Annotated in this window: 27 protein-coding genes, 1 pseudogene and 1 riboswitch; of the genes and pseudogenes, 26 read left to right on the top strand and 2 right to left on the bottom strand. The window is 41.9% G+C overall.

Annotation, left to right across the window (positions count from 1 at the left end):
- Positions 1-92: 92 nt before the first annotated feature.
- Both COD92_RS17405 and COD92_RS17400 read left to right on the top strand, forming a co-directional pair.
- Entirely contained in the window at positions 93-587 is a 495-nt protein-coding gene (locus COD92_RS17405) for a flavodoxin domain-containing protein (protein WP_098527519.1), read from the top strand.
- Positions 588-721: 134 nt separating this feature from the next.
- On the top strand, positions 722-1,750 hold the full coding sequence (locus COD92_RS17400; RefSeq protein ID WP_098527520.1) for an ATP-grasp domain-containing protein: 1,029 nt from the start codon (positions 722-724) through the stop codon (positions 1,748-1,750).
- 47 nt (positions 1,751-1,797) lie between these two features.
- On the opposite strand, the gene COD92_RS17395 is transcribed toward COD92_RS17400, so the two are convergent.
- Positions 1,798-2,172 (bottom strand): nucleotide excision repair endonuclease, encoded by a 375-nt coding sequence (locus COD92_RS17395; RefSeq protein ID WP_098527521.1) that lies wholly within the window; start codon positions 2,170-2,172, stop codon positions 1,798-1,800.
- 267 nt (positions 2,173-2,439) lie between these two features.
- Here COD92_RS17395 and COD92_RS17390 point away from each other — a divergent pair, with 267 nt between their 5' ends.
- Positions 2,440-3,021, top strand: coding sequence for a TerD family protein (locus COD92_RS17390; protein ID WP_098527522.1), 582 nt, complete (start codon positions 2,440-2,442; stop codon positions 3,019-3,021).
- Between the two features lie 101 nt (positions 3,022-3,122).
- On the opposite strand, the gene COD92_RS17385 is transcribed toward COD92_RS17390, so the two are convergent.
- On the bottom strand, positions 3,123-4,457 hold the full coding sequence (locus tag COD92_RS17385) for an APC family permease (protein ID WP_098527523.1): 1,335 nt from the start codon (positions 4,455-4,457) through the stop codon (positions 3,123-3,125).
- Positions 4,458-4,722: 265 nt separating this feature from the next.
- Here COD92_RS17385 and COD92_RS17380 point away from each other — a divergent pair, with 265 nt between their 5' ends.
- The 23 genes and pseudogenes from COD92_RS17380 to COD92_RS17270 all read left to right on the top strand — a co-directional run bounded on the left by COD92_RS17380 (position 4,723) and on the right by COD92_RS17270 (position 22,067).
- The gene (locus COD92_RS17380; protein ID WP_142950565.1) at positions 4,723-5,121 is read left to right on the top strand and encodes a hypothetical protein; all 399 of its coding nucleotides are present in this window, start codon (positions 4,723-4,725) and stop codon (positions 5,119-5,121) included.
- A 217-nt stretch (positions 5,122-5,338) separates the two neighbouring features.
- Positions 5,339-7,010, top strand: a pseudogene (hutU, locus tag COD92_RS17375) (urocanate hydratase).
- Between the two features lie 21 nt (positions 7,011-7,031).
- Positions 7,032-8,324, top strand: a complete 1,293-nt coding sequence (gene hutI, locus COD92_RS17370) for an imidazolonepropionase (protein ID WP_098527525.1) — start codon at positions 7,032-7,034, stop codon at positions 8,322-8,324.
- A complete protein-coding gene (locus COD92_RS17365; RefSeq protein ID WP_098527526.1) occupies positions 8,302-9,339 on the top strand; it encodes an agmatinase family protein in 1,038 nt (345 codons plus the stop codon). The genes hutI and COD92_RS17365 overlap by 23 nt, the downstream gene beginning before the upstream one ends.
- Before the next feature lie 293 nt (positions 9,340-9,632).
- Positions 9,633-9,881 (top strand): gas vesicle protein GvpJ, encoded by a 249-nt coding sequence (gene gvpJ / locus COD92_RS17360; RefSeq protein WP_098527527.1) that lies wholly within the window; start codon positions 9,633-9,635, stop codon positions 9,879-9,881.
- Between the two features lie 100 nt (positions 9,882-9,981).
- The gene (gene gvpN, locus COD92_RS17355) at positions 9,982-10,884 is read left to right on the top strand and encodes a gas vesicle protein GvpN (protein WP_098527528.1); all 903 of its coding nucleotides are present in this window, start codon (positions 9,982-9,984) and stop codon (positions 10,882-10,884) included.
- A complete protein-coding gene (locus COD92_RS17350) occupies positions 10,881-11,639 on the top strand; it encodes a GvpL/GvpF family gas vesicle protein (RefSeq protein ID WP_098527529.1) in 759 nt (252 codons plus the stop codon). Before gvpN ends, COD92_RS17350 begins: the two co-directional genes overlap by 4 nt.
- Positions 11,636-11,878 (top strand): gas vesicle protein GvpG, encoded by a 243-nt coding sequence (locus tag COD92_RS17345; RefSeq protein ID WP_098527530.1) that lies wholly within the window; start codon positions 11,636-11,638, stop codon positions 11,876-11,878. The genes COD92_RS17350 and COD92_RS17345 overlap by 4 nt, the downstream gene beginning before the upstream one ends.
- A gap of 26 nt (positions 11,879-11,904) precedes the next feature.
- Entirely contained in the window at positions 11,905-12,735 is an 831-nt protein-coding gene (locus COD92_RS17340; RefSeq protein ID WP_098527531.1) for a GvpL/GvpF family gas vesicle protein, read from the top strand.
- Positions 12,735-12,974: a gas vesicle protein GvpJ gene (gene gvpJ / locus COD92_RS17335; RefSeq protein ID WP_098527532.1), complete on the top strand. Its 240-nt coding sequence runs from the start codon at positions 12,735-12,737 to the stop codon at positions 12,972-12,974. The genes COD92_RS17340 and gvpJ (COD92_RS17335) overlap by 1 nt, the downstream gene beginning before the upstream one ends.
- Positions 12,913-13,209, top strand: coding sequence for a gas vesicle protein K (locus tag COD92_RS17330; protein ID WP_098527533.1), 297 nt, complete (start codon positions 12,913-12,915; stop codon positions 13,207-13,209). Before gvpJ (COD92_RS17335) ends, COD92_RS17330 begins: the two co-directional genes overlap by 62 nt.
- Positions 13,210-13,223: 14 nt before the next feature.
- Positions 13,224-13,568, top strand: coding sequence for a gas vesicle protein (locus COD92_RS17325; protein ID WP_098527534.1), 345 nt, complete (start codon positions 13,224-13,226; stop codon positions 13,566-13,568).
- A gap of 197 nt (positions 13,569-13,765) precedes the next feature.
- Entirely contained in the window at positions 13,766-14,275 is a 510-nt protein-coding gene (locus COD92_RS17320; protein ID WP_098527535.1) for a metallophosphoesterase family protein, read from the top strand.
- Complete coding sequence (locus COD92_RS17315; protein ID WP_098527536.1) at positions 14,268-14,507, top strand: glutaredoxin family protein; 240 nt, start codon at positions 14,268-14,270, stop codon at positions 14,505-14,507. Before COD92_RS17320 ends, COD92_RS17315 begins: the two co-directional genes overlap by 8 nt.
- A gap of 65 nt (positions 14,508-14,572) precedes the next feature.
- Positions 14,573-14,683, top strand: a riboswitch (TPP riboswitch).
- 89 nt (positions 14,684-14,772) lie between these two features.
- Positions 14,773-15,579, top strand: a complete 807-nt coding sequence (gene thiM / locus COD92_RS17310; protein ID WP_098527537.1) for a hydroxyethylthiazole kinase — start codon at positions 14,773-14,775, stop codon at positions 15,577-15,579.
- 14 nt (positions 15,580-15,593) lie between these two features.
- Positions 15,594-16,403, top strand: coding sequence for a bifunctional hydroxymethylpyrimidine kinase/phosphomethylpyrimidine kinase (gene thiD / locus COD92_RS17305; protein ID WP_098527538.1), 810 nt, complete (start codon positions 15,594-15,596; stop codon positions 16,401-16,403).
- Positions 16,400-17,044 carry a thiamine phosphate synthase gene (gene thiE / locus COD92_RS17300; RefSeq protein ID WP_098527539.1) on the top strand — a complete coding sequence of 215 codons (645 nt, stop codon included), beginning with the start codon at positions 16,400-16,402 and terminating at the stop codon, positions 17,042-17,044. Before thiD ends, thiE begins: the two co-directional genes overlap by 4 nt.
- 1 nt (position 17,045) lies before the next feature.
- Positions 17,046-17,561 carry an energy coupling factor transporter S component ThiW gene (gene thiW, locus COD92_RS17295; protein WP_098527540.1) on the top strand — a complete coding sequence of 172 codons (516 nt, stop codon included), beginning with the start codon at positions 17,046-17,048 and terminating at the stop codon, positions 17,559-17,561.
- A 12-nt stretch (positions 17,562-17,573) separates the two neighbouring features.
- Complete coding sequence (locus COD92_RS17290; RefSeq protein ID WP_098527541.1) at positions 17,574-18,857, top strand: acetylornithine deacetylase; 1,284 nt, start codon at positions 17,574-17,576, stop codon at positions 18,855-18,857.
- 4 nt (positions 18,858-18,861) lie between these two features.
- On the top strand, positions 18,862-19,533 hold the full coding sequence (gene tenA, locus COD92_RS17285; protein ID WP_098527542.1) for a thiaminase II: 672 nt from the start codon (positions 18,862-18,864) through the stop codon (positions 19,531-19,533).
- A gap of 7 nt (positions 19,534-19,540) precedes the next feature.
- The gene (locus COD92_RS17280; RefSeq protein ID WP_098527543.1) at positions 19,541-20,281 is read left to right on the top strand and encodes an ABC transporter ATP-binding protein; all 741 of its coding nucleotides are present in this window, start codon (positions 19,541-19,543) and stop codon (positions 20,279-20,281) included.
- Positions 20,268-21,041, top strand: coding sequence for an ABC transporter permease (locus COD92_RS17275; protein WP_098527544.1), 774 nt, complete (start codon positions 20,268-20,270; stop codon positions 21,039-21,041). Before COD92_RS17280 ends, COD92_RS17275 begins: the two co-directional genes overlap by 14 nt.
- Before the next feature lie 18 nt (positions 21,042-21,059).
- Positions 21,060-22,067, top strand: a complete 1,008-nt coding sequence (locus tag COD92_RS17270; RefSeq protein ID WP_098527545.1) for an ABC transporter substrate-binding protein — start codon at positions 21,060-21,062, stop codon at positions 22,065-22,067.
- Positions 22,068-22,158: the final 91 nt, after the last annotated feature.

Below are 22,158 nucleotides of genomic sequence, written 5' to 3'. Positions count from 1 at the left end.
ATAGGATTTATAATGAGATTAGTATATTCGCATCTTGGTTCCAGCATGTCATAACGTCTGTTTTCTTGTTAATAAAAGGAGGGCTAATACTCATGAAAAGTTTAATTGTTTATTGCTCGTCCCATGGGACTACTGAAAAAGTGGTTGGAATTTTAAGCGATTATCTTGCAGGAGAAGTGGTATCGGTAGATTTAAAGAAGGATAACAATATTATTGATTTAGAAAATTATGATACCGTTATCATAGGCGGTTCGATTCATGCCGGCATGATTCAACGAAGAATTAAAAAGTTTATTCAAACCTATCATGATAAACTAGTAGACAAGGAACTTGGTCTATTCCTAGTTTGTATGCGTGAGGGCGAATTGGCCGTGGAGCAATTTAACAATGCCTATCCGCAGGATTTGCGGAAGAATTCAGCAGCCCTTGGTCTTTTTGGCGGCGAATTCCTTGTATCGGAAATGAATTTTTTTGAAAGACAAGTGGTGAAAAAGGTGGATGGGATTACAACTGATCAGTACAAATTGGATTTGGAAGCCATAAGGGAATTTGCTTCACGGTTTAATAATTTGAAGATGATGGTATAGATTTTTGAAGCCGATTCTTGATAGAAAATGTTCTTGCTAATGGCGAGAACATTTTTTTTTGCAGAAATTAATTATAAAATGTTTTCTCTTTGTCCATAATGGAAAGGTCAATTTTAATGTAAGAGAGGTTTACAATGAAGATTTGGTTTAATCGATGGTTTACCACAGTTACGCATTATATGGATATGATTCGCGATAATGAAGACCATCGGAAATTTACGATTTATGGAACAAGCCCGAATAAAGATGCTCTATATTTACAAAATTGTGATTATGCCTTTGTTGAACCTGACATTTCAGGGGATGAATATATTGAATTCTGTCTTGATTTTTGCCAAAAACACGGAATTGATATTTTTATACCCCGTAAAGAAAATGTGCTGATTTCAAAGCGATTGGCGGAATTTGCGGAGATAGGAGTGAAGGTCCTAGTTTGTCCTGATGCAGCCCTAATGGAAACCATGGATAACAAGGCAGCTGCCTATCAAACCTTAACAAATGGAGCTCCCATTTTTTCAATCCCGGATTATTATGTCGTTAATAATATTAATGATTTTAAGCTGGCTTACACATCGCTTAAAGAAAAGGGGCACACGGCTTGCTTTAAACCAGCAATTGGGGAAGGAGCAATGGGTTTTCGGGTCATCAAGGAAGAAATGGAGTCCATCCATCATCTTTTCCACAGCGGGGGCGGTTATCGAATCTCATATGATCATGCCTGCGAGATCCTAGCGCAGCAGGAGACATTTCCTGATTTAATGTTGTTGGAGTATTTAGAAGGCAGAGAATATAGTATTGATTGCGTGGCATCACAGGACCAATTGTACGCAGCCATTCCGAGGATGAAAGGGGATGGACGTGTCCGGGAACTTGTAGAAAGTGTCGAGCTGATTGATTTGGCGCACAAGTTTCACCAGGAGTATCGATTACCATATGTATTTAATATTCAGGTGAAATACAGCAGGGGGGTGCCGAAGCTGCTCGAGATCAATCCGCGGATGAGCGGAGGCCTGCATTTCAGCTGTCTTTCTGGGATTAATTTTCCGTACATCGCTATTAAGATCTTATTAGGGGAGAAGATTCGTCCATTAAAGCCACGGTTTGGTATCCGTGCAAGTCATCTTGAAAAAGAAATGATTTTAAAATTGGACGATATTAGTTAAAACAAAGAGCAGGTCCTGCTTAAAAAGCGTGAACCTGCTTTATCTGTTTATTTATAGAAAACTTTCTCGATATTGTATTTAGCGTGAAGTGTATTAATGATGTAGGTTTCATATATTTCTCGGTCCATTGGTTCTTCAACCACTAATACGGCGATCTTATAAACGTCGTCGCGATGCGCCTTAATTGGTGAAACGGTATCCTCAAAGTGACGCTTTACCCGAGGCCGCAGCTTTCTTGCTTTTCCTACAAAAAGCAAGTCGTCATTGGCGTTAAAAAATAAGATAATCCCACCCTTGTCACGGGGGATTTTATTATAATCAGTAAAACCATAGATACTGCTTAAAGGGGCTTCGACTTTTTCGCCGACTTGTCTGCTTTTTGTAATAACGATATCTGGATTTGGTATTTCAATTTTTATCATAAAATGATTCGCTCCCTGCTTAAATATAACGGCTAAACAAGTTTAGCCAAGAGTTCATTATAGCATATCCTGCCAGTTTAGGTTGGACTTTCTTAATTTAACCATTTTTCTCAATTTGAAACCGATTTTTTGCTGCGATTGTATATGAGTTAAAAGTAGTAAAATAAATTAAATTTTTGTAGAATAAAGGAAGGTATTGGAACTTTCTATGGTTCTAGTCGTTTTGTTTTGTGGAGTTACATAATAAATAGTGGAAAGGGTGTTAGTATGGCAATTTCATTGTCTAAAGGTCAAAAGGTCGATTTAACGAAAACGAATCCTGGTTTGTCCAAGGTTATTGTGGGTCTGGGCTGGGATACGAACCGTTATGATGGCGGGAACGATTTCGATTTGGATTGCAGTATCTTTCTTTTAAATGCTAACGGTAAGTGTGCATCTGAAAAGGATTTTGTTTTCTATAATCAGCTCGAAGGCGGAAATGGCTCCGTTGTACATACAGGTGATAATCGTACTGGAGCAGGAGACGGTGACGATGAGCAGGTGAAAGTAGATTTGGCCGCTGTGCCGGCTCAAGTGGAACGGATTTCGTTTGTTATTACGATTCATGATGCGGAAGCAAGAGGCCAAAATTTTGGACAGGTTTCAAATGCCTTCTGCCGCGTCGTAAATGAAGAAACAAATCAAGAAATTATTCGTTATGATTTAGGCGAGGATTTCTCCATCGAAACAGCAATTATCGTAGGTGAACTATACCGTCACAACGGTGAATGGAAGTTCTCAGCAGTCGGATCAGGCTACCAAGGCGGACTCGCCCGGATTGCTACCGACTTTGGCCTCGACGTAGGCTAAAACTAAAACAGACAAAAAAGGACGAGAAGAAAAAATTCTTCTTGTCCTTTTTAATCGCTGTTTTCACTTGTTTTATAGTGTAATTGGTGACAGACACCATTCTAACTTGCTTGTTTAGAAAGATCTTGTTTATGTTTGTTGGCATTTAGTTTTAGGTAAACGGGAATGCCGATTAGAGTGACTGCTATGGATAGGAATGCGTCTAATGGTTTGGTGATTAAGGTATTACCAAGTATATAGAGGCCTCCAATGATCGCCACAATTGGTGTTATCGGATATAATGGCACTTTATATAAGTTATGATTTAATCCTTGTTTACGAAGTTTGAATACCGCTGCAAATGAAAAGGAATAAAATGTAAAGACAGAAAAAATGGCAATATCTGAAAGACGATCAGGATTTGCTAAGATCATCATTAAGATCGCAATAACAAGCTGCCAAATCGTCGCTCCAACGGGTGTTTTGGTTTTTGGATGTATATATGACATTGACTTTGCAGCTGGCAGGTATCCGTCTGCTGCCATGGCATAAGGAATCCGTGGGAAGGTTAGCACTTTTCCATTCAGGCAGCCAAAAATAGAAACGAGAATTCCGATGGTTAACAGATTTCCGCCCATTTTTCCAAATAAAATAGATGCTGCTGTGCTGGCCGCATTTGGCCCAAGCTCAACAATTTTACTAGCTGGCAGTACATGAAGCATGGCAATATTAACGGTTAAGTAAGCAACAATAACAATCACAATACCTGAAATAATCGCTCGCGGCAGGGTTTTACTAGGATTTTTCATTTCTCCTGCCATATAGCCTACGTTCATAAAACCATCATAGGCCCAAAGTGTGGCTAAAACGGCAGCCCCCATATTAAACGATTGGGTAACACCGCTATCCATATTAAGTATTTGGACATCTCCTTGGAAGATCCCAAATGCTGCGATTAAAATAATCGGAATTAATTTTCCTACAGTAGAAATGTTTTGAATGAATCCGCCGTAGCGTGTTCCTAATAGATTCATAAATCCTAAGAAAAGAATGGTGATGATTCCAATAATAGTATTGCTTTCTGGTGAGAAACCAAACAAAGCAGCTACAAGTGATCCAAAATACAGACCGAGTGCCCCCATGATCGCAGGGCCGTAAATAAGGGTTTGGACCCATCCACACAAGAAGCCCCAAAACTTTCCATACACTTCCTCTATGTATGCATATAAACCACCGGTTTTCGGAATTTTAACACTTACTTCAGCAATCGTTAAACCGCTTGCTAAGGTAATGATCCCGCCAATAATCCAGGCCCAAAGGGCATAGGTAGAGTTGCCGGTATCTGAAATAACGATTCCTGGCTTCATAAATATCCCGGAACCAATAACAGTACCAACGACTAGTGATGTTGCCACGAAAAAACCAATATTTTTCTGTAATTGAGCCTCTTTCCTCATGTGTCCGCCTCCCGTAAACAACTGTATTTTTAAGATACACACAGAATTATAGCATGAATATCTGTACATTTATTTTTTTAAAATATTTAAATTATTATAGAATAAAAATTTTAGGGACGACAGAGGGTAGATGAGTGAGTGGTTTCTAAGGATCTAAAGTTAAAGAAATGTAAAAACAAGCCCGAATGTTCTTAGTTATTAGTCATTTTGTGTCATATTGTGGTATGGTAAATAGGTTAATGAATCAGCTGTTAGAGGTGACTGTTTGATGAAGTATTTACTTAAGACACAAATATTTGCAATATTATTAACATTATCTTGGATTATTTACTTGGTTGTTTTAGCTTTCTTAGACCAGCCCGACCGTGCTCTCCGATACATAAATTCATTTGTGTTTGGATTGGCTATTCTTTTAGCCGTAATATATTTTGTTTTAACTAGGTATCTGCTGAGGAGAAACTGGTCTGCCCTTCTATTAATCCTAATCTCTTATTTTCTTCTATATAAGCCAATCTTTCAGGAAATTTTATTAAGAATAACTAATGAAAGTTATGGAAGTATCATCAAATTTCTATCAATATCAACTGGAACAGTTCATTTACTTGCCACCGTCATTGGAATGGGGTTTGGTATTCTCTTTTCCAGGCCGCAGCTTAAAAACTAAATCAGCAAAAGGATAAATACCCGATCACTTAGCGGGCATTTATCCTTTTTTATTTTGGATCGAGGGCTTTCCCTTCTTTCGAGTCATGTGTACATAGGGGATGGACAGTGTCCACGTTTGGTGTCAGGCACCAAAAATTGTAGAAATTTATCCGTATTTTTCAGAACGTTTTATTTTTATAATGAAGATAGATTGATATGCAGAGGGAGTGATGAGAATGGAGACGAATACGGGAAAACATCGGGTGATTCAGAGCTTTACGGGAACACAGTTGCATGCGAAGGGCTGGATACAGGAAGCAGCCCTTAGGATGCTGATGAACAATCTTAATCCGGAGGTAGCGGAGCGTCCTCTGGATTTGGTGGTTTACGGAGGGATCGGCAAGGCGGCACGAAACTGGAAATCTTATGATGCAATCGTTAAAACACTATTAGAATTAGAAAATGATGAAACATTGCTCATTCAATCTGGTAAACCTGTAGCTGTATGGAAATCCCATAGGGATGCACCACGTGTTTTACTTGCTAACTCCAATCTTGTCCCAGCATGGGCGACATGGGAGCGTTTTCATGAACTCGATCAAAAAGGGTTAATGATGTACGGCCAGATGACTGCAGGAAGCTGGATTTATATCGGCAGCCAAGGAATCGTCCAGGGAACCTATGAAACTTTCGCAGAATTAGCGCGGCAGTCATTTGGCGGTTCATTAAAACATACGATTACATTAACGGCCGGTCTTGGGGGTATGGGGGGCGCACAGCCGCTCGCGGTCACGATGAATGAAGGGGTTTGTCTAGCGATTGATGTCGATGAATCCAGAATCGACCGGCGAATCGAAACCGCTTACCTTAACATAAAGTCTAAAGACCTTGATGAGGCATTAAAATTGGCGTATGAAGCCAAGACAGCAGGAAAGGCCATCTCCATCGGGCTACTTGGTAACGCTGCAGAAATCTTGCCTCTAATCATTGAAAAAGGATTCACTCCTGATGTATTAACCGACCAAACCTCGGCACACGACCCATTAAACGGATATATCCCTGCAGGCGTGACACTTGAAACCGCTGCCACTTTACGAGTCCAAGAGCCTGCCAAATATGTGAAGCTTGCCAAGCAAAGTATGGCTACACATGTGAAGGCGATGTTAAAAATGCAGGAAAAAGGCGCCGTTACTTTCGATTATGGAAACAACATCCGCCAGGTGGCCAAAGATGAGGGGGTTGAATGCCTTTGATTTCCCTGGCTTCGTGCCAGCCTATATTCCCCCACTTTTCTGTGAAGGGAAAGGACCTTTCCGCTGGGCCGCACTATCAGGCGATCCCGAAGATATTCGAAAAATTGATGAAGTTCTCTTACGTGAATTTAAAGAGGATCAACATTTATGCAAATGGATTACGATGGCACGAGAAAAAATCAGCTTCCAGGGACTTCCCGCCCGGATTTGCTGGTTAGGCTACGGCGATCGTGCCAAATTTGGAAAGATCATCAATGATATGGTCGCATCGGGAGAAGTTACCGCACCAATCGTGATTGGACGCGATCATTTAGATGCAGGTTCTGTTGCGTCGCCAAACCGGGAAACGGAGGGAATGAAGGATGGAAGTGACGCTGTGTCCGACTGGCCGATTTTAAATGCCCTGATAAATGCTGTCGGCGGTGCCAGCTGGGTTTCGGTTCACCACGGCGGCGGGGTTGGAATGGGCTATTCACAGCATGCGGGGATGGTTATTGTCGCAGATGGCACCAAGGAGGCAGAAGTTCGCCTAGAACGGGTTTTAACCACCGATCCAGGGATGGGTGTCGTCCGTCATGCAGATGCGGGTTATGGTTTAGCTATCAAGACTGCGAAGGAAAAGGGTATCAAAATGCCCATGCTCGACCAGGACTAACAAAAGAGAGTGGGTGAACAGATGGGCAAGGCAATTTTTATAAGGAATGCACGTCAGCTCATAACCTTAAAGGGAAGTTCCTGTGCTCCGCTTGTTAAAGAAGGAATGTCTGAGCTAGGCATCATTGAAAACGGCAGCGTTTGGGTCGAGGACGGAATCATCCAAGCAGTTGGCAAGGACGAAGTGCTTTTTGAAAAATTTGCCGCACGTATTGAACAAGCAGAAGTGGTTGATGCAACAGGCAAACTTGTCACGCCAGGCCTCGTAGACCCGCACACACATTTAGTTTTTGCTGGAAGCAGGGAAACTGAATTCAACATGCGCCTTAAGGGTGCAACTTATATGGAGATTATGAATGCCGGCGGAGGCATTCATGCAACGACAAAGCGGACAAAGCAGGCCACCCATGAGGAACTTTTCCAAGAAAGCTTCGAGCGGTTAAATCAATTCCTACTTCATGGCGTAACAACGGTTGAAGCGAAGAGCGGCTACGGAATGGAATGGGAAACAGAACGCAAACAGCTGGAAGTAGCAAAACAGCTAAATGAGCTGCATCCAATAGATGTTGTGTCCACGTTTATGGGGGCACATGCGGTACCGAAAGAATATAAGGACAATCCCGATGATTTTGTGAAACTGTTGGTAAAAGAAATGATTCCAAAGGTGTCTGAACTTAGACTCGCGGAGTTTAATGATGTTTTCTGTGAAAAGGGTGTTTTTACTCCCGAACAAGCACGAACGATTCTCGAGACGGGAAAGGTTTATGGGTTAACAGCGAAAATACATGCAGATGAAATTGAACCATTTGAAGGGGCGGAACTAGCCGCCGAAGTGGGGGCGATTTCCGCGGACCATTTATTAAAAGCCTCTGAAAAAGGACTACGAGCGATGGCGGATAAAGGAGTCGTCGGGGTCCTGCTGCCGGGAACCGCTTATTTTTTAATGGCCGAGTCGGCAAATGGACGTCATATGGTCGATTTAGGGGTACCGGTAGCTCTATCGACCGATTGTAATCCTGGCTCCTCTCCAACCGTTTCGCTGCCATTTATGATGAATCTAGCATGTTTAAAAATGGGGCTGACACCAGCAGAGGTAATCACTGCAGCAACTATTAATGCAGCACATGCCATTGGGCGCGCCAGCATAATCGGCAGTTTAGAGGAAGGAAAAAAAGGGGATGTTACGATATTTAATGTAGAGAATTATATGAAACTCCAATACTTATATGGGGTAAATCATATCGATACCGTAATCAAAAATGGAAGAGTTATGGTAAAGGGAGGTCGGCTGGTTGAAAAGCTTTCTCTATCCTAAATTAAATCCACCGAGTTTTGTCTGGGTCAGGCCTGAAGGGAACACCCGAATAACAAAAGTTCATGAATGGATTCAGCCGCTCTCAACCAATTCCAATCCAGAACAGACCAGGAACACGGATGTTGTGGTAGTAGGTGTCCCGCTCTCTCGTTCATCGATTAGTCCCTCTGGGGCATCAGAATTTCCTGATGCCTTCAGGCGTGCCTGGAAGGGCTTCACTACTTATAACATAGATGAAGATTTGGATTTAGCAGATATGACGGCGCTGGATGTGGGGGATGTCCCGATGCATGTAACCGATATCCGCCGCTGCCATGACAATATTGTCGAGGCATCGGCTACCATCCATCGGAATTTTACTACTTCGATAGTGGCTGCAATTGGAGGAGATCACTCGATTACAGCGATGATGGTTAAAGGATTACACTGGGCCAAACCGCGCGAGAAAATCGGCATTCTTCAATTTGACACCCACTTCGATTTAAGGAGTCTGGCCGATAATGGACCGTCTAATGGAACACCGATGCGTAATTTAATCGAAAGTGGTGTGATAGAAGGCTCGAATTTATACAACATCGGTTTGCATGGGTTTTTTAACACCAAAGATTTGAAGCAGTATGCGGATGAAAAGGGTGTTAATTATTTTACACTTCACCAGTGCAGAAATAGGGGGGTCGAAGAAACGGTGAGCCAGTGTCTTAAAGAGCTTGCTGAAAAGGTCGATACTATTTATTTAACCGTAGACATGGATGTTCTCGATATCGCATATGCCCCGGGGGTCCCCGTTGGAACGCCAGGCGGAATGACAACAGCAGAACTCTTCGATGCAGTACTCACTGCTGCTATGCATCCAAAAGTCAAAGCCATCGACATCGTCTGCCTCGACCCACTAAGGGACACCCAAGTTCATACAACCGTTAAACTCGGCACCCACGTCTTTTTAACCTTTCTAACAGGAGTAATGTTACGAAAGGTGACAGGCACCGAAAAGGATTTAAATAAGTTAGAAAACTGATTAATATGATGAATGGCTATCCATTTCCCTCTCAGGTGATGGGCAGCCATTTTTTTATTACGGTTTTAAATGGGAGTAAAAGTAAAAAGGTGACAATCACCATTGGTGGTATTACCTATTTTTTATTATGAATACTTGTCTATTCCAATTAGTTTCCTATCTCATATAATATTGTAATTCGTTTATACGAAGAAGTTTTGCTGTTGTCAGGGGTTAGGCACTATTCATATTGGGTGTTCCTCAGTAAAAAGTAGCACTCCTCGGGCAGAAGTAGATTGGGAGGGGGGGATGAAATGGCTGCTATTCAAAAGAGTGTTGACTCTTCTAGCTTGGCTGAAGTAATTGACCGTATTCTTGATAAGGGTGTAGTAATTGATTTATGGGCTCGTGTTTCGTTGGTTGGTATCGAACTTCTAACCATTGATGCTCGTATTGTTATCGCAAGTGTGGATACATGGTTAAAGTACGCTAAAGCTGTAGGCCTGCTGAAAGACGATGATCATGACCATGACGATCATCATGACCATCATGGAGAAAGTTAGAGGCTGCGCTTTAAATAGATGTTAAGGAGGAGCCAAGGCAGAATTATGTTGCCTTGGCTCCACTTATGAACCATAAATTCTCTGATAAGGAGGAAAGACGATGAACCAAATGAGGAAAGAGGATAAGATAGGCGGCTTCGTGAAAACAGCTTTTTTTGAGGACATTATTACAAGGTCGGTCCGTTATCTGAAGGCTGGATATCCTGTTCATTTTGTTGGACCCTCGGGGGTTGGGAAAACCAGTATCGCTCAATATATTGCTAGTTTACTAAACAAACCAGTCACGATAATCCGCGGTCACCATGACTTATCCAATAAAGATTTAATAGGTCACTATTCCGGATTTAGTAAAAAGGAAGTAATCGATAATTACATTCATTCTGTTTATAAAAAAGAACAAGAAATAACACCGATATGGATACAAGGCCAACTTATTGAGGCTGTTAAAAAAGGCCATGTCGTTATTTATGATGAGTTCTCACGTTCCCGCCCGGAAACGAATAATATATTTTTATCTCTTTTAGAGGAAAAAGTTCTTCCCATTTACGGGAAAGGGAAGGGATCGTTCATCAAATGCCACCCGGACTTTTCCATCATATTTACTAGTAATCCTGATGAATATGCGGGTACATTTCATACACAAGATGCCCTTTTAGACCGGTTAATCACGATCCATGTGGATTATTGCGATAAAGAAACAGAAGTAGAAATTATCCATCAAAAAACAGGAATCAACCACAAACAGGCCGGCGAGATTGTAAGAATTGTGTCTGTCTTAAGACGTTACGGAAAAGGACTTTGTCCTAGCCTGCGGGCTTCACTCATGATTGCATCTGTAGCCAAAAAGGCCAATATTCCTTTCAACCCACAGGATAATAATTACCAAAGGCTCTGTCTGGACGTGTTAACAAGACCAGTAAAACAAATATTTCCTGAACTGAATCGTGTTGAGATAGAGGAACTTATTTTAAAGGAAATACTTAGAAAGGAAGAACACCTATGAGTCTTAAAAAAGGTGTCTACGTTTTTTGCGTGATACAGGAAAACCAACAGAAGCGATTTGGAAAGATTACTTTAAACGGACAAGAAAATGAAATATATACGATTCACCACCAAAATACAGCGTTGGTCGTTACACAGGTAACTGACGAAGTCTTGCCAAATCGGAATAACCTGTTTGCCCACCAACAGACCATCTCTAAAATAATGAAACAATACACGATAATTCCTATGAGTTTTGGGAATGTATTTCAGTCAGAGGGAGATGCCCTTTTAGTGGCAAAGCATCTACACCCTGAATTTGAAAGACTATTTCTACAATTAGAAAATAAATTTGAAGTAGGACTAAAGGTTCTAGCGAAACAAGAATGGGTCGACCAATTGTTGAAAAATGACCCGGTTTTAAGTGAGTGGAAAGATGGTAAAAAGGACAAAGACAATCCTGCCACGTTTTATGACCAGATCCATTTAGGTGAACGTGCTCAAAATCTTGTTTTAAATATAGAGCGAAAAGTGGAAGAAGAAATTTATATTCCTTTACTAGACTTAGCTGAAGCAGGTAAGCAAAATAATACGATACCAGGGAAAGTGATTTTGAATTCCGCGTTTTTGATTGATAAACAAAACGAGGACGCGTTCGACCAGAAGGTCAATGATTTATACGAATTGTGGAAGGAAAAGGTGGAATTTAAGTATTCCGGTCCATGGCCTGCCTACAATTTTGTTAATATTCGCTTACGGATAGAAGGGAAAATATGATTCATAAACTATTTACACTGCCAATCCGTTCCATCATCAAGCTTGGGGAAAAAATTCAAGAAGAGGTTGATCAAGAATTATACAATTTACCTTTATTGCAACAACAACTGGTCGAATTGCATATGATGTATGAACTAGGCGAAATCGACGACGAAACTTACGATGAACAAGAAGAGGAACTACTGCGGAGATATAAGATTGCCAAAGAACGTGAACAAAATGAAAGATTAACCGATTAGAGTATGCTTTTTTAGGAGGAGACACTATGGCTTCTACAAGGGTTTCAACCGATTTTTTATATTTGTATGGGGTCATTCTTGCAAAGGAACTTCAAACTTCAGAAGTTCCTTCCATAATGGGGATAGATGGGAATTCGGTCATAATTAAACATTTAAATGAGTTAGCAGCCATTATTACAACCGTCAATGCCCAACACTTTTCACAGGAGCAAATAGATTTGCAGATTAAAGATGCTGATTGGCTGAAAGAGAAGGCCTTTCACCATCATGAAATCATCTCCACTTTTCATAAGGAATTTACGGTTTTGCCAATGTCGTTTTGCACTGTTTTTCAAAATACCGAAAATTTAGAGACCATCCTGAATGATCAATATCCTGAAATATATCAAATGCTGCTTTCCCTAAAAGATAAACAGGAGTGGAATTTAAAGGTTTATTGTCAAGTCGATAAAACATTAGCGTACGTATACGAACATAATTCGGCCGTTGTGGGGTTAAAAGAAAAATTAACCTCTATGCCAAAAGGAAAGCAATACATTATGAAGAAAAAGCTTGAACAGCTGATTGCTTCTGAAGTTGAACTCGAGCAGTCCAAATGGTGGCAGGGAATGAGTGAAGAATTATCTCCTTATGTAGGAGCAACAAATCTTCGGAAAATTTGGGGTCGAGATGTGACGGACCGGATAGATGACATGATGGTTAACTGTGATTTCCTGGTTGATCGGGTAACATCGAGCGGATTTTTACACAAATTACAAGATCTGGAAAAGAAGTATGAAGCATTAGGCTGCAGTTTTCACATAACCGGACCATGGCCTCCATATCACTTTTCAAAAATTGATAAGGGGTCTCCATGATGGAGCAGTATGAACTTTTTGAGAACAAAGAAATGACGTTATTGGACCTCTTGGATGGTATCATCGACACAGGCGTCGTCGTACGAGGTGAAATACTGATTTCCATTGCAAATATTGATTTAATCATCATAGATTTGAAGCTGCTGATTTCATCGATTGAAAGTGCATTTGGGACCTATGAGCACAAAAACCGCAGGGAGGCAATCGACCGTGGAACGATTACCGCTGGACTCAAGTAAGGTGGAGCAAGGATTAGCTAAGCTTGTCTTAACAATTATCGAACTCCTCCGTCAACTAATGGAGAGGCAGGCAATGCGAAGAGTGGAGAATGATTCGCTGTCGGATGAACAATTAGAGGAACTAGGGTTGACCCTGATGAGACTGGAAGAAAAAATGGATGAATTAAAAGTCATTTTCGGTCTGGAAAAGGAAGAGCTCAATATTGAACTCGGACCGCTGGGGAAACTTCTTTGAGAGGAGAGAAAGTTATGCCCATTCAACATCCTTCAAACTCATCCAATTTACTAGAAGTGTTAGAAAAGATCCTAGACAAGGGCGTAGTTATTGCAGGGGATATAAAAATATCGTTAGCTGATGTGGATCTGTTAACGATCAAAATAAGGCTGCTTGTTGCCTCTGTTGACAAAGCAAAGGAAATCGGCATGAACTGGTGGGAAAATGATTCGTACTATTCTTCAAGAGCCAAACTAGCGGAGCAAGAAAATGCCTTATTACTAGAGAGAATCGACCGTTTGGAACAACTAGTAGAAGCAAAAGCGCTACCGGTTTTACAAGAGCCAGTTAAAGAGAAAGATCAACAAGAGAGAGATTAAAAGAAACCTTGACTTTTCCTCAAGGTTTTTTTGGTTTGACATTTTGTTCTATAACAGTAGTTTTTCCGACATGACTACGCGAGAAATGTCTGTTCCTGCGCTTTCCCGAGCAATAAAAGGCAGAAATCACGAGATTTCAACATACAGAAGCCTTTGTTATATAATAGTGATAGACTATTTTGAACGAGGGATAAAATATGAAGATTGTTGTTATTTCCGACACCCATATGCCTAGACGAGCCAAGGGACTTCCAGCCAGATTGAAAGAGGAATTATCGGACACGGATTTGATCATTCATGCCGGCGACTGGCAGACCATAGACGTTTTCCATGAGCTTCAATCCTATGCGAAAGTGGAAGGGGTCTTTGGGAATGTCGACGATGATAACATTCAGGAACAATTCCCCGAAAAAAGGATTCTAGAGCTAGGCGGGTTTAAGATAGGTATTACCCATGGACATGGTAAAGGGAGAACGACTGAAAAGCGGGCCACTCTAGCATTCAACGGGGAAGCAGTAGATTGTATCATTTTTGGTCACTCTCATATCCCGATAAAACGCTATGAAGACGGTGTGCTTCTTTTTAACCCTGGCTCACCCACAGATAAACGGCGTCAGAAGATGTATTCCTTTGGAATTTTTTATATTGGTGATACCATAGAAGCACAGCATATCTTTTTTTCAAATAAGGGAGAAACCAATGAATAAAACAGTGATTGTCTATACAACCAACGATTGCATTGAATGTACAATGGTTAAAAAGGTACTAACGGAGGAAGGAATACCGTTTGAGGTCAGGGACATTTCAAAAAATGCTTCCTTTCAAAAAGAAGTCGAACACTATGGCTTCCTAGGGGTTCCAGTAACTGTACTAAATGACCGGGCAATAAAGGGATTTACAAATGAGTTAAAGGATATTATTGACTTAGCAAAATGTTAAGGTGTCAATAAAAATTCTTTACATTGTAGAAAATTAGCGTTAATATGAGTGTAATTTAATAACCAAAGATCTACTAGGGGTGCCCTGTGTATCAGGCTGAGAGAAAACAATAAAGTTTTTAACCCTTTGGACCTGATCTGGGTAATACCAGCGTAGGAAAGTAGCTAAACGAGATATTTTTTTGCGTTTTTCTTTCAAAACACTAACCAGATCCATTTTAGGGGTCTGGTTTTTTTATTTTTAAAAAAGAAAAGGGGAGTTTAGATTGGAAACAAATTTCGTATATGAAACATTACAGAAAGTAAGAGAGGTTAGCCCGCTTGTACATAATATTACGAATGTCGTTGTGACAAATTTTACAGCAAATGGTCTGCTTGCCTTGGGTGCATCGCCTGTCATGGCTTATGCCAGTGAAGAGGTAGCGGATATGGCAAGGATTGCAAGTTCACTGGTTTTAAATATCGGTACGTTAAATGCCCAAAATGTTAATAGCATGGTGATTGCAGGGAAAGCGGCTAATGAGCAGGGCGTTCCTGTCATTTTTGACCCAGTGGGAGCTGGGGCAACCACATATCGAACCGAAACGGCCCACAAAATCATGAGCGAAGTCAAAGTTTCAGTGGTCCGAGGAAATGCAGCTGAGATTGCCAATGTAATTGGTGAAAAATGGCAAATAAAAGGTGTTGATGCAGGTGCGGGAAATGGAGACAAAGTCGAACTTGCGATCAAAGCAGCTAAGATAAGTGGATGTGTTGTTGTCATAACTGGTAAAGAGGATATTGTATCAAACGGTGAAACCACTTATGTCGTATCGGGCGGACATCCAATTTTAACAAAAGTGACTGGTACGGGCTGCCTATTAACTTCCGTTATCGGTGCCTTTGCTGGAGTGGAAAAGGATGTACTTCGAGCAGCGGTTGCTGCGTTAGCCTATTACGGGATTGCTGCGGAAAAGGCGGCAAAGAAAACAGCTGAAGCGGGACCAGGCAGCTTTCAAATTGAATTTTTAAACCAATTAGCATTAGTCACTGAAGAGGATATTAAGGCAAATGCTTCAATTAAAAAGATTTAACGGAGGTTTGTAAGATGAATAAAGCATTAACAATTGCCGGCTCAGACAGCGGAGGCGGCGCCGGAATTCAAGCGGATTTAAAGACCTTTCAAGAATTAGAGGTCTTCGGTATGTCCGCCATAACTGCAGTCACCGCGCAAAACACCTTGGGCGTTCATGGGGTTTATCCGATGACACCGGAAGCGATCATTCAACAAATTCAAGCGATTGGAGAAGATATCGGTACGGATGCGGTGAAAACGGGGATGCTGTTTAGCTCAGATATTATTGAAGCTGTTTCTGAGCAAGTGCGGAAATATAGATGGGAGAATCTCGTCGTTGATCCTGTGATGATTGCTAAAGGCGGTGCATCTCTACTGCAGCAGGAAGCTATTTTCGCGATGAAAACCTATTTATTACCGCTCGCAAAGGTGATTACACCGAATATTCCTGAGGCGGAGGTTCTAACGGGATTGACCATAAGAAGCGCCGAAGATAAAAAGGAAGCTGCCTTAAGATTGGTTGAGCTGGGTGTTCAAACGGTCGTCATCAAAGGCGGTCATGATGAAGATGAATCAGAGTCAACGGATTTACTATATGATGGTGCAGAGTTTCATACCTTTACCAATAAACGAATTCCGACAAAAAATACACATGGAACCGGGTGTACGTTCTCAGCGGCGCTAACGGCTGAACTTGCGAAAGGTGCTTCAGTATATGATGCAGTCTTAACAGCCAAGGAGTTCATTCAAGCGGCAATCGAGGATGGCATTGAGGTCGGCCATGGACATGGGCCGACAAACCATGGAGCGTTTCGGAAGAAAAGGGAGCGGGGAAATCGATGAAAAACCTGAGCGAGGCTTTAAAGGTATATTTTATCATGGGCAGTCCTAACTGCCTCAAAGGACCGGTCGAGGTTTTAAAAGAAGCAATCGCTGGCGGAGTTACCATTTTTCAATTCCGTGAAAAAGGGAAGGGTGCTTTAACTGGGGCAGAAAAATACGAACTGGCTAGACGGTTACAAAGTATCTGCAAAGAACATCAAATCCCCTTCATCGTGAATGATGACATTGAGTTGGCAATCGAGCTGGATGCGGACGGAGTACATATCGGGCAAGAAGATGAGCCAGTAAAGGTGGTACGTGAAAGGATTGGTGACAGTAAAATCCTTGGTGTATCCGTCCATACCCCGGAAGAAGCCGAGACGGCACTTAACGATGGTGCTGATTATTTCGGAATTGGACCCATCTACCCCACTAGCTCAAAGGATGACGCGAAGCCTGTCAGGGGAACAGAGCTAATCGAAATTCTCCGCCAACAAGGCTATACCATTCCAATGGTCGGAATAGGTGGTATTACTAGTGAAAATGCAGCGGCAGTCGTAAAGGCCGGAGCAGATGGTGTTTCCGTTATTACGGCCATCAGTCATGCAGATTCACCACTCGAAGCAACGAAGGCATTAAAAAATAGTGTGGAGGGCCGATAACATGAATAAAACGTATAAGCTGACACTAACGGCGATGATGGTCGCGATAGGCACGATTACTAGTAATCTCGTAGCTATACCTATCGGGTTTACAAAGGTATTCCCCATGCAGCATTTTTTAAATGTTTTATCTGCTGTCTTACTAGGGCCCTATTACGCCGTTGCCCAGGCCTTTTTGGTCTCATTGATCCGCAATTTAATGGGTACAGGCTCTATTTTTGCCTTTCCTGGCAGTATGGTCGGTGCCCTACTCGCATCGCTTTTATTTTTAAAAACAAAAAAGATGTACCTTGCATTTGCCGGTGAAGTAATCGGAACAGGGATCCTTGGTGCGCTTCTATCCTATCCGATCGCCACGTTAATCCTTGGACAAAAAGCAACACTATTTGGATTTATTCCGTTATTTATCTTCAGCTCGTTTGCAGGTGCACTGCTTGGATTTGTGGTCTTAGTCGTATTTTTAAGAAAGAAAGTATTAGTAATGAATGATAGTAAATCTCCAGCTATAAAAAACTAGGGTGTGTGAAAATTGAACGAGGAATTGATTGCAAAAATCACGAGTGAAATTGATGCGAGAAAAGGGGAATTGTTAGACCTTTTATCTGATCTTGTTGCCTTTCCAACAGTCAGTCCTCCCGCCCGTAATACGAATGAGGTTCAGGAATTTATTAAAGGATATCTTGAAGAGTTAGATTTCAGCACGGATAAATGGGATGTCTATCCTGGTGACCCAAACGTGGTCGGGATTTTACAAGGTAAATCTTCTGGTCAGTTTAATAGTTTAATCATAAACGGCCATGTAGATGTCGCCGAGGTTGGCGACACAAAAGAATGGAGCTCCTCCCCATTTGAGGCTTACCAAAAGGATGGCTATATATATGGACGGGGCGTCGCGGATATGAAAGGCGGAATTGCCGCATCACTCTTTGCCATAAAACTATTAAAAGAATTAGGTGTCACCTTACAAGGCGACCTTCAATTCCAATCCGTCATTGGCGAAGAGGTCGGTGAGGCCGGAACTCAAGACTGTGTCGAGCGCGGATATAGTGCAGACTATGCCGTAGTGGTGGATACAAGCGACTTACATATTCAAGGACAAGGAGGCGTCATTACCGGCTGGATCACCATTCAAAGCAAGGAAACCTATCACGATGGCATTCGCCGGAAAATGATTCATGCCGGCGGTGGTGTTAAAGGGGCTAGTGCGATTGAGAAAATGATGAAGGTTATCGCTGGCCTCCAAGAACTTGAACGCCACTGGGCTGTAACCAAAAGCTATGAAGGTTTCCCGCCAGGTACTAATACTATTAATCCTGCGGTAATCGAAGGTGGCAGACATGCGGCGTTTGTTGCGGATCGCTGTGCATTATGGGTGACGGTTCATTTTTATCCGAATGAAGATTTCGAAGAAGTGATTACGGAAATTGAACAGCATATCAATGCCGTTGCCGCTGCTGATCCGTGGCTCAGAGAAAATCCTCCACAGTTTGTCTGGGGAGGGAAATCTATGATTGTCGACCGCGGTGAAATTTTTCCTTCATTAGAAATAGACCCGGAGCATCCAGGTACAAAACTGTTAACGAACTCCTTTGAAAAAATGTTACACCAACAGCCGAATGTAGGCATGTCAACAACGGTGACTGATGCAGGCTGGCTAGGTCGTGCCGGGATTCCGACTGCTATATTTGGACCTGGAAAGTTAGAGGATGCACATGCAGTGAATGAAAAGCTGCAAATCCAGCAGCTGCTGGATTTTACCAAGGTATTAGCTATTTTTATCGCGGAGTGGTGTAACACCAAGAAGGAGGAATAACAGCATGACATTTTCTGAGCGACTTTTTCAAAAAGTAAGTGATATTTGGGAGAAAACCCATCAGCATCCATTCGTTGTCGGGATGGGGAAGGGGGACCTTCCGGTTGAATCATTTATTCGCTACATGAAACAAGATTACGTGTTTTTAATCGATTATTCGAAGCTGTTTGCTTTTGGTACTGTGAAAGCAAGAGACATTGAAACAATGGCAGCCTTTGCCAAGCTACTTCATGAGACATTGCATGGAGAAATGGATTTGCATCGCCAATATGCGGAGAAATTTGGGATAACGAATGAACAGCTTGAAGAGACAAAACCAACTCCGATGAATTTAGCCTATACCCGTTACATGTTAAATGTCGCACAAAATGGTTCATTAGAAGAATTGATTTCGGCATTATTGCCTTGTATGTGGAGCTATTGGGAGATTGGCAAGATGCTAGCAAAAGAATATCAAGGTGCTAGCAACCACTATCTTTATGGTGAGTGGGTGAAAATGTACTCTTCTGATGAATTTGGTGCCCTAGCCCAGTGGCTGATCGATTTATTGAATCAATTGACTGAAGGAAAGCCAGAATGGGAATTAACCATCCTAGAAGAACACTTCCTGACGACATCCCGTTTTGAATATATGTTCTGGGATATGGTCTATCAGGGGGGCGAGTGGCCTGTCTAATTCATCAATGCTACAGATCAACGAACTATCTTATACCTTTGGTGCCGAAAAACCGATTTTTGAAAAAATTTCACTCGACGTAAAAGCTGGGGAATTTGTTTCCGTTATCGGGGCGAGTGGTTCTGGTAAAAGCACTCTCTTTAAGTTGGTAACCGGGTTACTCGAACCTCAACAAGGAGAAATTCTGATTAATGGTGAGCAGGGTGCCGGAAAGAGACTAGGAAGTGTGGGCTATATGCCGCAAAAGGACTTGCTTTTACCCTGGAGAACCGTTTTAGACAATGTTCTACTTCCGCTCGAGGTGTCGAAGGAAAATAAGAAAGCGAAATTACCAGAAGTGCGGGAGTGGCTGGCTCGCTTTGGACTTGCCGATTATGAAAATGCTTATCCCAAAGAACTGTCAGGAGGAATGCGGCAGCGGGTCGCTTTTTTACGAACTCTTATGACTGGGAAAGACCTATTATTGTTAGATGAACCGTTTGGTGCACTGGATTCGATGACGAAACGTAATATGCATAGCTGGTTATTGGGATTGTGGGGCGATTTACAAAAGACAGTACTGTTTATCACCCATGATCTAGAGGAAGCCTTACTGCTAAGCGACAGGATTTATGTGCTAAAAGTGGATGGAATAGAAGAATGGAAGGTTAACCTGCCGAGACCGAGAAGTTCAGAACTAATCTATGAAGCTGATTTTATCAGGATGAGAAAAGAACTGGAGTGGCTGATTCAACATGAAAACAACTAGATTAAAAAAATGGACGAGTGATTACGGTTTATTTATTATCGTCGTCATTCTTCTGGTCAGCGTATGGGAAATGGTTGTAGAGCGGGGAATCATTCCAGCCTTTATCTTGCCGTCACCTTCAGCTATCTGGAGCTCATTAATAGACAACCGTGAGCTTTTGTTTGAGGAGCATTTGCCAGCCACTCTGAATGAGGTGCTGATTGGGTTTGCGATTTCCGTTACTGCCGGAACCCTACTCGGAGTAGGCATGCACTTTTCGCGTCCATTAGAGAAAGTACTTTATCCGTTTCTAGTGATTTCACAAACGATTCCGCTGATCGCGATTTCGCCAATATTTATTATGTGGTTTGGCTATTCGATTTGGAGCAAAATTGCCGTCACGATTTTAACGGCGTTCTTTCCGATTGTCGTTAGTACTTATGATGGGTTGAAGTCGGGTGGTCAGGAATATCGTGAATTATTGTTAACAATGGGGGCAAACCGCTGGATGATTTTTAAGAAAATACAGGTGCCAATGGCCCTGCCAGCGTTTTTGTCAGGTTTGAAAATGTCGGTTGTCTATTGTGTTGTCGGGGCGACGATAGGGGAATGGCTTGGAGCCAGTGAAGGTCTGGGCTACTTTAGCCGCCGGATGTCGGGGAGCTTAAAGGCAGATGCCGTGTTTGCCGCGATATTTTTATTATCGTTACTTGGAATTATTCTGTTTTTATTGATTAGTTTCATCGAAAAACAATTATTGAAAAATAAATACCACATCTAAGAGGGGAAGTAGAAATCAATGAAGAAAACTGCTTTAATCCTGTTTAGCCTTTTGCTGCTAATATTAAGTGCATGCGGGAAAAACGACGAAAAGGCAACAGAAAAGAACACAACAAGTGGGGACAAGAAGCTTGAGAAAGTGACCTTAATGTTAGACTGGTATCCAAACGCCGTACACTCTTTCCTTTATACAGCACAGGATAAGGGCTACTTTAAAGAGCAAGGCTTGGATGTAGAGATTCAAATGCCTGCCGATACAAATGATCCGTTAAAACTTGTCGCTGCCGATCAAATCGATATGGCGCTCAGCTATCAGCCGCAGGTATTGGTGGCACGCGGGGAAGATATCCCTGTTCAATCGTTTGGAGCGATTGTCCGTCATCCGCTTAATCAATTAATGGTGCCAGCAGATAGTTCAATCAAATCACCTAAGGACTTAGCAGGTAAAACAATCGGCTATCCATCGATTCCTTTGGATGAAGCAATCGTCCAATCCATGGTTAAGTCTGACGGTGGAGATGCTTCTAAGATTAAAATGGTTGACGTTGGCTGGGACTTAATCCCGGCGATGGCAACGAAGAAAACAAACGCTCTAATTGGCGGTTATATTAATCACGAGAAGTTATTGCTTGACAAGGAAGGTCATCCAATGCGCACTTTAAATCCTGCTGACTACGGGGTACCAGATTACTATGAATTAGTATTGGTCGGAAGTGAAAAGGAACTAAAAGCAAAGCCGGAAGTATTTAAGAAGTTTATGACTGCGATTGGGAAAGGACAAAAATATGTTCAGGATCACCCAGAAGCAGGCTTGACCGTTTTATTAAAGCATGAAGACAAATCATCTCCATTAGAGAAGGACATTGAGACAAAGAGCTTACAAATCCTCTTGCCGCTCATGGACGCAAAAGACAAATCATTCGGCTACCAAGACCCACTAACATGGGAACAAGTTGCAGAGTGGTTAAAAGAAAACAAAGTAATTAAGAACAACGTAAAAGCAGAAGACGCATTTATTAACTTTTAGTATATAAATAGAGTAAAAAAAGGTGACAGGCACCGCCCGTGGACATTGCCCACGAGCGGTGCCTGTCACCAATTTCACTATTTCTACATTC

Source organism: Bacillus sp. AFS037270 (genome assembly GCF_002585305.1).
Note: the sequence above shows the minus strand (reverse complement) of the source record. Positions and strands in the feature narration are given on the sequence as shown.